The organism is Streptomyces sp. HUAS MG56 (assembly GCF_058673395.1).
In genome coordinates this window covers 9,429,028-9,441,544 of sequence record NZ_CM178722.1, presented here as the reverse complement: position 1 = coordinate 9,441,544, position 12,517 = coordinate 9,429,028, and the positions used below count along the sequence as shown (strand labels likewise).

Below are 12,517 nucleotides of genomic sequence, written 5' to 3'. Positions count from 1 at the left end.
CCGCTCAGGAGATCCCGAGTTCCTTGTCGATCAGGTCGAACATGTCCTGGTCGGATGCGTCGACCAGTTCCTCGTCCACGGCCGCGGGGGCGGCCTCGTCGACGGGTGCCGCCCAAGAGTCGAGCAGGCTTCGCAGCGCGTCGGCGAGTTCAGTCCGGCCGGCCGGGTCCGAGGTGGCGCGGTAGGCCGCCTCGATCTCCTTGAGCCGGGGATCGAGCTGGTTGAGCCGGGAGCCGCGCTCCGTGAGCCCCGGGGCGAGGGCGTTGTCCGCGTCGTCAGCGTCGTCCGCGGGCCAGAATTCCGTGTCCAGGTGGTCGGCGAGCGCCTTCGGTGTCGGGTAGTCGAACACGAGCGTCGCGGAGAGTTTGACGCCCAGTGCGGCGCCGAGCCGGTTGCGCAGTTCGACGCCGGTCAGGGAGTCGAAGCCCATGTCACGGAAGGCCCGGCCGGGCTTGACTCCGTCACCGGCTCCGGCGCCGAGTACCGCTGCGACGTGCGTCCGGACCAACTCGGTCAGCCGCCGCCTGCGCTTGGCCGAAGGCAGCGCGGCCAGTTCGCCGCGCAGCCTGTCGGAGGCCCCCGCGGTCGCGTCCGCCGCCTGCCCGGCCGCGCCTTCGGCGGCCCGGGCGGCCAGCAGGGCCTGTACGTCCGGGATCTCCTCGATCAGCGGGCGGTGCCCGTGGGCGCAGTACGCGGGGACGAACCGGTCCCAGCGGATGTCCGCCACGACGACGGCGGTCTCCCGCGCCGCCACCGACTCACGCAGGGCGCGCACGGCGAGCGCCGGCTCCATCGCGGGCACCCCGCGCCGCGCCAACTGCTCGCCCACCTCGGCATCGACCATGCCGCCACCGGCCCAGGCGCCCCAGGCGATCGAGGTGGCGGGCAGGCCGGCGGCACGGCGCCGCTCGGCGAGCGAGTCGAGGTGGGCGTTGGCCGCCGCGTACGGTCCCTGGCCGCCGTTGCCCCACACGCCGGCTCCGGAGGAGAAGAGCACGAAGGCGTCCAACGGGCGTGTGCCCAGCAGGTCGTGCAGATTCTCGGCACCGACGACCTTGGCGTGCATGAGCTCGGCGGCCGCGTCGGCGTCGATCTGCGTGAGCGGTCGTGCCTGGTCCACCGCGCCCGCGGTGTGGACGATCGCCGTCAGCGGGGACTCCACGGGAATGCCGTCCAGAACCGCGCCGAGCGCGTCGCGGTCGGCGACGTCACAGGCGGCGATGGTCACCCGGCAGCCGAGACCGGCCAGTTCGGCTTCCAGCTCCGCCGCGCCCGGTGCCTCGGGACCGCGTCGACTGGTCAGCACCAGATGCTCCGCGCCCGCACGGGCGAGGTCCCTGGCCACATGGGCGCCGAGTGCTCCGGTGCCTCCGGTGATGAGCACGGTGCCGCGCGGCGTCCACACCGGGGCGTCGGCCGAGCCCGCGAGCGGCGAGCGCACCATGCGCCGCACCCGCAGGCCCACGGTTCCGGGCCGGAGCGCGAACTCGCTCTCCCCACCGGGCGCGTCGCCCGCCGCGAGCAGCGCGGGCAGGTGCGTGAGCAACTCGATGCCACCGTCCGCGGGAAGGTCCACCAGCCCGCCGGACCGCTCGGGATCGTCCAGCGCGGCCACCCGGAGCAGACCCCATGCGGCTGCCTGACCGTCGCTCGGCGCCTCCTCGCCGTCGACGGCGACGGCTCCGCGCGTCAACGACCACAGTCCGGCGTGGATCGCGTTGTCGGCGAGGGCTTGGCTCAGCGCCATGGAGCCCAGCACTCCCTTGGTGACACCCGGGCTGCGCTTGTCCGGATCGGTCTCCAGGGCCAGCAGGGACAGCACCCCGGCCGGCGCGTCCCCGGGACGCACCGCGGCGTCCAGCAGCTCGGCGACGACCACCCGGTCCGCCTGCTCCGGTACGACGACGGGTACGACGCTCGTCCCCGCGTCCTCCAGGACGCGTCGCGTCCGGACCGTGACGTCGTCCTCCGTCCGTCCTTCGGGCACGACGAGCAGCCAGGTATCGCCGGGCGCCCCGCTCGCGGCCGCCTCGTAGGGCCGCCACACGACGCGATACCGCCAGTTGTCGAGTGTGCTCCGTTCGCGGCGTGCGGTGCGCCAGGCGGCGAGGGCCGGAACGACATGCTCCAACCCCTCCGCAACCCCGAGCGTGCCCGCCAGCTCCGCCACATCACCCGCCTCGACACTCCGCCAGAACCACTCCTGAGCCGGATCCGCAACGGCTTCCACCCTGGGCAGATCGAGCCAGTAACGACTGCGCTGGAACGCATACGTCGGCAGCTCCACCCGACGCGGGGACAGCCCCTCGAACACCGGCGCCCAGTCGACACCGACACCGCGCGTCCAGGCCTCACCCAGAGAGAGGTAGAACCGCTCCAGACCCCCCTCACCACGACGCAGAGATCCCACGACCACGGCATCCGAACCAGCCGCCTCCACGGTCTCGGCGACCGGCACCGTCAGCACCGGATGCGGGCTCATCTCCAGGAACGCACCGTGCCCGGCATCCACCAGACGCCGCACCGTCGGCTCCAGACGCACCGTCTGGCGCAGGTTGCGGTACCAGTACCCCGCATCCGTCTGCGCCGACTCGACCCACTCACCCGTCACCGTCGAGAAGAACGGCACCCCCGGCACCGACGCCACCACCGGCGCCAACACCTCCGCCAACTCCCCCTCGATCGCCTCCACATGAGCCGAATGCGACGCATAATCCACATCGATCCGCCGCACCCGAACACCCGACTCCTCGGCGTAGGCGACCAGCTCGTCCAACGCATCCGCGTCACCGGACACCACGGTCGACGTCGGCCCGTTCACCGCAGCCACCGACACCCGACCCGCCCAGCGACCCGCCAACTCCGAAGCACCCTCGGCATCCAGCGCAACCGACACCATCCCGCCACGCCCCGCCAACGCCACGATCGCCCGCGACCGCAACGCCACCACCCGCGCACCATCCGACAACGACAACGCACCCGCCACCACAGCAGCAGCGATCTCACCCTGCGAATGACCCACCACAGCAGCAGGCCGCACCCCGAACGACTCCCACAACGCGGCAAGCGACACCATCACCGCCCACAACACGGGCTGCACCACGTCCACCCGGTCAAACCCAGGCGCGCCCTCCACCCCGCGCACCACATCCACCAACGACCACTCGACGAACTCCCCCAACGCCACCCCACACTCCGCGAACCGAGCCGCGAACACCGGCGAAGAATCAAGCAGTTCCACCGCCATACCCACCCACTGCGCACCCTGCCCCGGGAACACGAACACCGGAGAACCAGCCCCGCCCACCACCGAACCCGACGACACCGACTCACCCGCCACCATCACCGACCGGCACTCGAACACCGACCGCGACCGCCACAACGACCACGCCACATCCACGGCGGCGAGGGAGGTGGACTCCATGTGGGCGGTCAGTTGCTGGACCTGGGCGGCCAGTGCCGCTTCCGTGCGGGCGGAGGTGAGCAGAGGTACGACCGCCGCGTCGTGCGCCGGGTCCCGCTCGGGCAACTCGGAGTCGTCGGCCGCGTGCTGCGGCTCTTCGAGGATGATGTGGGCGTTCGTACCACTGATGCCGAACGACGACACCGCCGCCCGACGCGGCCGGCCGTCACGCTCCTCCCAGGCCCGCGCCTGCGCCAGCAGCTCCACCGCGCCCTCGGACCAGTCGACCAGCGGCGACGGCTGGTCGCCTCGCAGGGACTTCGGCAGGGTGCCGTGCCGCATGGCCTGCACCATCTTGATGATCCCGGCCATGCCCGAAGCGGCCTGCGCATGACCGATGTTGGACTTCACCGACCCCAGCCACAACGGCCGGTCGCCCTCCCGCTCCTGCCCATACGTGGCGAGGAGTGCCTGCGCCTCGATCGGGTCACCCAGCTTCGTACCCGTACCGTGCGCCTCCACCACGTCCACATCAGCCACCGACAGACCCGCATCGGCCAACGCCGCACGAATCACGCGCTGTTGCGAAAGACCGTTGGGGGCCGTCAGACCGTTGGACGCGCCGTCCTGGTTGATCGCCGAACCCCGCACCACCGCCAGCACCTGATGGCCCTGGGCCTCGGCGTCCGACAACCGCTCCAGCAGCAGCACACCCACCCCCTCCGACAGGGCGAATCCGTCCGCGCCCGCGGCGAAGGGCTTGCAGCGGCCGTCGGGGGCGAGGGCGCGCTGGCGGCTGAAGGCGACGAACGCCCCTGGTCCCGACATCACCGTGGCGCCGCCGGCCACCGCCAGGCTGCACTCGCCGGAGCGCAGGGCGCGCACGGCCAGGTGCAGGGCGACCAGGGACGAGGAGCAGGCCGTGTCGACCGTGACCGCCGGGCCCTCCAGGCCCAGGGCATAGGCGATGCGCCCGGACGCCACGCTGGCTGCCGATCCGGTCGCGAGGTACCCCTCGTTCTCGCCGGACGCGGCCCGCAGTCGGGTGGCGTACTCCTGGTCGGTCAGGCCGATGTACACGCCGGTCGAGCTGCCGCGCAGCGACTTGGGGCCGATGCCCGCGCGCTCCAGGGTCTCCCAGGTGGCTTCCAGGAGCAGCCGCTGCTGCGGGTCCATCGCGGTCGCCTCACGCGGCGAGATCCCGAAGAACCCGGCGTCGAACTCGGCCGCGTCATGCAGGAATCCGCTCTCCCGTACGTAGCTGGTGCCGAGGTGGTCGGGGTCGGGATCGTAGAGGGCGTCGAGGTCCCAGCCGCGGTCGGTGGGCAGCGGGGTGATGGCGTCCACGCCGTCGGCGACCAGGCGCCACAGGTCCTCGGGGGTGCGGACACCACCGGGAAAGCGGCAGCTCATCGACACGATGGCGATGTCGTCGTCCGCATGAGCGCCGGCCGCGCGCACGATGGCCGGGGCAGGTTGCGCGTCGTCGCGCCGGCCGTCGAAGGCGAGCTCGTCGATGTAGTCGGCGAGGGCGGAGATGCTGGGATGGTCGAAGACGACGGTGGTGGGCAGCTTCAGGCCCGTCGCACGGTGCAGGCGGTCGCGGAGTGCCACTGCGGTGAGGGAGTCGAAGCCCAGTTCCTTGAAGGCCGCCTCGACACTGACCGCCTCCGCGTCGGTGTGGCCCAGCGTCGCGGCCACGTGGGTGCCGACCAGAGCGCGCAGTGCGGCGGTACGACGGGTGGGTTCGAGGTCGGCCAGTTCGCGGAGCGCGGCGGAGGTGGCGTCGCCCGAGGCGCTGGCGGCTGCCGTGTCCGTCGTCCCGGAGCGGGCGCCGGACAGTTCCGACAGGAGGGCGCTTCCTCGCACGGAGGTGAACACCTCGGAGAACCGGCGCCAGTCGACGTCGGCGACCGCGATGACCGTGTCGTCGTGGTCGAGGGCCTGCTGCAGCCCGGTGATCGCGGTGGCCGGCTCGATGACGGGGAGGCCCCGGCGGCGCAGGCCGTCCTGCACGGACTCGGCGATCATGCCGCCCCCGGCCCAGGGCCCCCAGGCCACGGAGAGCACCGGTACGCCGGCGGCACGGCGTTGTTCGGCGCAGGCGTCCAGGATCGCGTTGGCGGCGCCGTAAGCGGCGTGGTCGGCGACGCCCCAGGTGCCCGAGATCGACGAGAAGTAGACCACGGCGTCGAGTTCGGCCGCGTCCAGCGCCTCGTCCAGGCGTGCGGCGCCGAGGACCTTGCCGGACAGGGTGGCGGCGAGGTCGTCGACATCGGTCTCCGTGATCGGGCCGAGGACGCTCACGCCTGCCGCGTGGATCACGGACCGGACCGGAGTTCCGGCTGCGGCAAGGCCGTTGACCAGGTCGGCAAGGGCCTCGCGGTCCGCCGTGTCACAGGCGGCGACGGTGATCCGGGTGCCGCGCTGTGCGAGTTCCTGCCGCAGCTCGGCGAGGTGGGAGTCGTCACCACGGCGACTGGTGAGGACGAGGTGTTCGGCCCCGCGCGTTGCCAGCCAGCGGGCTACGTGGGCGCCGAGCGCCCCGGTCCCTCCGGTGACGAGGACGGTGCCGCGCGGCCGCCAGTCACGCGGCGCCGGCTTGCCGCCGGTGCGAGCGTGGACGAGCCGACGGCCGTATGCGGTGCCGTCCCGCAGCGCCACCTGGTCCTCCGCCGTGCCCGCCGTGACGGCGTCCAGCAGCAGGCCGACGGCACCGGCCGCCCCGGCCGCCGGGAGGTCTACGAGTCCGCCCCAGCGCCTGGGGTGCTCCAGTGCGGCGGTCCGGCCCATGCCCCAGACACCGGCCTGCACGGGCGCCGTCGGGCCGTCGTCCTCGCCGGTGGCCACGGCACCCTGGGTCACGCACCAGAGGGGTGCGTCGATTCCCGTGTCGCCGAGGGCCTGTACGAGCGTGAGGGTTCCGGCGAGGCCGAGCGGTACGGCCGGCTGTCGCGGGTGCGGTCGCGCGTCGAGCGCCAGGAGCGACAGCACACCGGCGAACGCGTCGGCGGGTGTCTCAGTGGGCGTGCCGGCGGATGTGAGGAGAGCGCCGAGAGCCGTACGGTCCAGTCGGCCGGCGTCGACGGCGACGACGACGGAACGAGCGCCACGGGCCGCCAGCTCGTCCTCAAGCCCGGCTCGCAGCACGGTGACCAGTCCATCGCCGTCCATCGGCTCAGGGACGACGATCAGCCAGGTTCCCTCGACAGCTGCGGGGACGGTGGTGGGCAACGGCCGCCATTCCACACGATGCCGCCATCCGTCGACCACGCCCCGTTCGCGGCGTGCGGTGCGCCAGGCGGCGAGGGCCGGAACGACATGCTCCAACCCCTCCGCAACCCCGAGCGTGCCCGCCAGCTCCGCCACATCACCCGCCTCGACACTCCGCCAGAACCACTCCTGAGCCGGATCCGCAACGGCTTCCACCCTGGGCAGATCGAGCCAGTAACGACTGCGCTGGAACGCATACGTCGGCAGCTCCACCCGACGCGGAGCCAACCCCACGAACACCGGCACCCAGTCCACACCGACACCGCGCGTCCACGCCTCACCCAGAGAGAGATAGAACCGCTCCAGACCCCCCTCACCACGACGCAGAGATCCCACGACCACCGCATCCGAACCAGCCGCCTCCACGGTCTCCGCCACCGGCACCGTCAGCACCGGATGCGGACTCATCTCCAGGAACGCGCCATGATCCTCCTCGATCAGCGCGTCCACGGCGGGCTTGAGCCGAACCGTCTGACGCAGGTTGCGGTACCAGTACCCCGCATCCGTCTGCGCCGACTCGACCCACTCACCCGTCACCGTCGAGAAGAACGGCACCACCGGCACCGACGCCACCACCGGCGCCAGCACCTCCGCCAACTCCCCCTCGATCGCCTCCACATGAGCCGAATGCGACGCGTAATCCACATCGATCCGCCGCACCCGAACGCCGGATTCCTCGGCGTAGGCGACCAGCTCGTCCAACGCATCCGCGTCACCGGACACCACGGTCGACGTCGGCCCGTTCACCGCAGCCACCGACACCCGACCCACCCAACGACCCGCCAACTCCCCAGCACCCTCGGCATCCAGCGCAACCGACACCATCCCGCCACGCCCCGCCAACGCCACGATCGCCCGCGACCGCAACGCCACCACCCGCGCACCATCCGACAACGACAACGCACCCGCCACCACAGCAGCAGCGATCTCGCCCTGCGAATGACCCACCACAGCGGCGGGCTTCACCCCGTACGACTCCCACAGGGCGGCAAGCGACACCATCACCGCCCACAACACCGGCTGGACCACATCCACCCGGTCAAACCCAGGCGCACCCTCCACCCCGCGCACCACATCCACCAACGACCACTCGACGAACTCCCCCAACGCCACCCCACACTCCGCGAACCGAGCCGCGAACACCGGCGAAGAATCAAGCAGTTCCACCGCCATTCCCACCCACTGCGCACCCTGCCCCGGGAACACGAACACCGGAGAGCCAGCCCCGCCCACCACCGAACCCGACGACACCGACTCACCCGCCACCATCACCGACCGGCACTCGAACACCGACCGCGACCGCCACAACGACCACGCCACATCAACGGCGGCGAGGGAGGTGGACTCGGCGGCGAACTGCGCGAGCCGGGACTCCTGTTCCGCGAGTGCGGCGGGAGTGCGGGCGGAAACGAGCCAAGGGAGTACGAGCTCGCGGCCGGGCGTGTCCGTGACCGCGTCGGCGGGCTCGGGCTCGGCCGGTTCGGCCGTGGCTTCCAGGATGACGTGGGCGTTCGTACCACTGATGCCGAACGACGACACCGCCGCCCGACGCGGCCGGCCCTCGCTCTCCTCCCAGGCCCGCGCCTGCGCCAGCAGCTCCACCGCGCCCTCGGACCAGTCGACCAGCGGTGACGGGGTTTCGGCGTGCAGGGACTTCGGCAGGGTGCCGTGCCGCATGGCCTGCACCATCTTGATCACACCGGCCACACCTGCGGCGGCCTGGGTGTGACCGATGTTGGCCTTCACCGACCCCAGCCACAACGGCCGGTCGCTGTCATGTCCCTGCCCGTACGTGGCGAGGAGTGCCTGCGCCTCGATCGGGTCGCCCAGCTTCGTACCCGTACCGTGCGCCTCCACCACGTCCACATCAGCCACCGACAGACCCGCATCGGCCAGCGCCGCACGGATCACCCGCTGCTGGGACAGGCCGTTGGGGGCCGTCAGACCGTTGGACGCGCCGTCCTGGTTGATCGCCGAACCCCGCACCACCGCCAGCACCTGATGGCCCTGGGCCTCGGCGTCCGAGAGCCGCTCCAGCAGCAGCACACCGACGCCTTCGCCCCAGCCCGTGCCGTCGGCACCGGCGGCGAAGGGCTTGCAGCGGCCGTCGACGGCCAGGCCGCGCTGCCGGCTGAACTCGACGAACATGCCGGGGCTGGACATCACCGTGGCGCCGCCGGCCACCGCCAGGCTGCACTCGCCGGAGCGCAGGGCGCGCACGGCCAGGTGCAGGGCGACCAGGGACGAGGAGCAGGCCGTGTCGACCGTGACCGCCGGGCCCTCCAGGCCCAGGGCGTAGGCGATGCGCCCGGACGCCACGCTGGACGTCGTACCGGTCAGGACGTGGCCCTCGACGGCTTCGGCCGCTTCGTACAGGCGGGGGCCGTATTCGGGCGCGGTGGCTCCGACGAAGACGCCGGTGGCGGTGGCGTGCAGGGCGTGGGGGTCCAGTCCCGCCCGTTCGATCGTCTCCCAGGTGGTCTCCAGGAGCAGCCGCTGCTGCGGGTCCATCGCGGTCGCCTCACGCGGCGAGATCCCGAAGAAGCCGGCGTCGAACTCGGCCGCGTCGTGCAGGAATCCGCCCTCACGGACGTATGTGGTGCCGGTGTGGTCGGGGTCGGGGTCGTAGAGGGCGTCGAGGTCCCAGCCGCGGTCGGCCGGGAACGCGGTGACGGCGTCCACGCCGTCGGCGACCAGGCGCCACAGGTCCTCGGGGGCGCGGACGCCGCCCGGGAAGCGGCAGCCCATGGACACGATCGCGATCGGCTCGTCGGCGGTGTGCTGGTGGTCGCGCAGGACGAGGTCGGTCGAGGGGGAGGCGTTCAGGCTCTCGGCGAGCCGTGCGGGCGTGGGATGTTCGTAGACGGCGGTCGCCGGGAGGGCGAGTCCGGCCACGGAGTTGAGCCGGTCGCGCAGTTCGACGGCGGTGACGGAGTCGATGCCGAGTTCTTTGAAGGTCCGTTGGGCGTCGACGAGTGCCTGGTCCGGGTAGCCGAGGACGACGGCGGTGGATTGGAGGACGAGCCGCAGGGCGTCGGCGTCGTCGAGTCCGGTGGCCGGCTCGTCGGAGGTGGTGGCCGGGCCGCTGTCGGCGGGGGCCGTCGTGGTGGCCGGGGTGAGGTCCGGTGTGCCGGTGATCCAGTGGCGTCGGCGCTGGAAGGCGTAGGTGGGCAGTTCGGTGCGCCTTGGTGCGAGGCCGGTGAAGACGGGGGTCCAGTCGACGTCGGCGCCGTGGGCCCACAGGGCGCCGAGGGAGGTCTGGAAGCGGGTGGCTCCGCCCTGGCCGCGGCGCAGGGTGCCGGTGACGACGGCCTGCCGGGGGCCGGTCGCGGCCTCGACGGTCTCCTGTACGGGTGTGGTGAGTACGGGGTGCGGGCTGACCTCGACGAAGGCGCCGTGGCCCGCGAGCGCCAGGGCGCGCAGGGCCGGTTCCAGGAGGACGGGGTTGCGGAGGTTGTCGTACCAGTAGTGTGCGTCGGTGGCCGCGCTGTCGATCCATTGTCCGGTGACGGTGGACAGGAAGGGCACGTCGGGGCGGAGCGGGGTGATGGCGGCGAGGAGGTCGAGCATCTCCTGGCGGACGGGTTCCACGTGCGGGGAGTGGGAGGCGTAGTCGATGCCGACGCGGCCGGCGCGGACGTTCTCGCGCTGTGCGGTGGCGAGGATGTCGGTGACGGTCTCGATGTCGGCGGAGACGACGGTGGAGGAGGGCCCGTTGAGGGCGGCGACGGTGACCCGGTCGTCCCACCGCGCGGTGAAGCGGCGGGCGGCGTCCTCGGGAAGGGCGAGCGAGACCATGCCGCTGCGGCCCTCCAGCGGGACGAGGATCTTGCTGCGCAGGGCGACCACCATGGCCGCGTCCTCCAGGCTGAGGGCTCCGGCGACGCAGGCGGCGGCGATCTCGCCCTGGGAGTGTCCGACGACCGCGGCGGGGCTGATGCCGTGCGACTGCCACAGGGCGGCCAGCGACACCATGACGGCCCACAGCACGGGCTGCACGACGTCGGAGCGGTCCAGGGGCGGGGCGTCCGCGTCGCCGCGCAGGACGGCGGCGAGGTCCCAGTCGACGTGCGGGGCCAGTGCGGTACCGCACTCGGTGAGGCGTGCGGCGAACACCGGGGAGGAGGCGAGGAGTTCGGCGGCCATGCCGGCCCACTGGCTGCCCTGGCCGGGGAAGACGAACACGGGCCGGTGGATGTCGCCGTCGAGCGGGCCGTACGGGGCCGCGGTGGTGATGCCGCTGAGCAGACCGGCGGTGTCGGAGCCCACGGCGAAGGACCGGTGGGCGAGGGGTGTGCGGGTCGTCAGCAGGGACCAGGCGGTGTCGACGGGGTCGGCGTCGGTGGCGCGGACGTGCGCGGCGAGGCCGTCGGCCTGGGCGCGCAGGGCGCCGGGGGTGGCGGCGGACAGCAGCCAGGGCACGGTGGCCGGGGCGGTCCGCGGCTGCCGGGGGGCCTCTTCGGTCGCGGGGGCTTCTTCGAGGACGAGGTGGGCGTTGGTGCCGCCCATGCCGAAGGAGGAGACCCCGGCCCGCAGGGGGGTGCCGGGCGCGGCCGGGGTCCAGTCGGTGGTCTCGCGCTGGACGCGCAGGCCGAGGCCGTCGAGGTCGATGGCGGGGTTCGGCTCGTCGTGGTGAAGGCTGGGCACCAGCCGGCGGTGGGACAGGCACAGGACGGTCTTGAGGAGTCCGGCGATGCCGGCGGCGCCTTCGAGGTGGCCGATGTTGGTCTTCACGGAGCCGACGGTCAGCGGGGTCTGCCGGCCTTCCGCGGTGCCGAGCACCGCGCCGAGGGCGGCGGCCTCGACGGGGTCGCCGACGCGGGTTCCGGTGCCGTGGAGTTCGACGTAGCCGATGCCGGCCGGGTCGGTTCCGGCACGCAGGTACGCGGCGCGCAGGACGGCGGCCTGGGCGTTGGCGTCCGGGGTGGTGATGCTGGTGCCGGTGCCGTCGTTGTTGAGGGCGCCGCCGCGGATGACAGCGTGGATGCGGTCGCCGTCGGCGAGGGCGTGTGCGAGCAGCTTCAGTACGACGATGCCGCCGCCCTCGCCGCGGACGTAGCCGTTGGCCCGGGCGTCGAAGGTGTGGCAGGCGCCGTCCGGGGAGAGGGCCCCGAACTGGGCTGCGGCCAGGGAGCTTTGCGGGCTGAGGTTGAGGTGCACTCCGCCGGCCAGGGCGAGGGCGCAGTCCCCGTGCCGCAGGCTGTCGCAGGCGAGCTGGACGGCGACCAGGGAGGACGACTGGGCGCTGTCGACGGTCATGCTGGGGCCGCTGGCGCCGAGCGCGTAGGAGAGCCGGTTGGCGACGAGGGAGCGGTTGAGGCCGGTGAGGGTGTGGTGTCCGGTGCCCTGTCCGGCGTCGCGGACGACGTCGGCGTAGTCGCAGACGTCGACGCCGAGATAGACCGCGGTGGCGCGCGGGGCGGCGGTGACGGGGATCGCCGCGTGTTCCAGGGCCTCCCAGCCCAGTTCGAGGGCGAGGCGGGCCTGCGGGTCGGTGGCGTCGGCCTCGCGGGGCGAGATGCCGAAGAACGCGGCGTCGAAGTCGGCGGGTGCGCTGACGTAGCCGCCGCGCAGGGGGGCGGTGCCGCCGTGCGGGGTGGGCCAGCCGTCGGCGGGCACGCCCGCGCGGCGGTCCTCGGGGGTGTCGGTGACGGCGTTGCGGCCCGCGGTCAGCAACTCCCAGTAGGCGGCCGGATCGTCGGCGCCCGGGAGCCGGCACGCGAGGCCGACCACGGCCACGGGCTCTTGGCCCGGGACGGTGTTCGGGACGGCGGTGGGCACCGGCTCGTTCATCGATGGCACTCCAAATACCGGGGGCGGGAGGCTGGGGGTTGCTCACAC

1 protein-coding gene is annotated in these 12,517 nt (G+C 72.8%); it reads right to left on the bottom strand.

The features are described 5' to 3' along the window. Positions 1 to 4: 4 nt before the first annotated feature. Positions 5 to 12,469 carry a type I polyketide synthase gene (locus AC4OXY_RS43375; protein WP_491992462.1) on the bottom strand — a complete coding sequence of 4,155 codons (12,465 nt, stop codon included), beginning with the start codon at positions 12,467 to 12,469 and terminating at the stop codon, positions 5 to 7. Positions 12,470 to 12,517: the final 48 nt, after the last annotated feature.

Excerpts from the sequence above, each read along its gene's own strand:
- AC4OXY_RS43375 (WP_491992462.1), bottom strand. The coding sequence starts at position 12,469 with ATGAACGAGCCGGTGCCCACCGCCGTCCCGAACACCGTCCCGGGCCAA.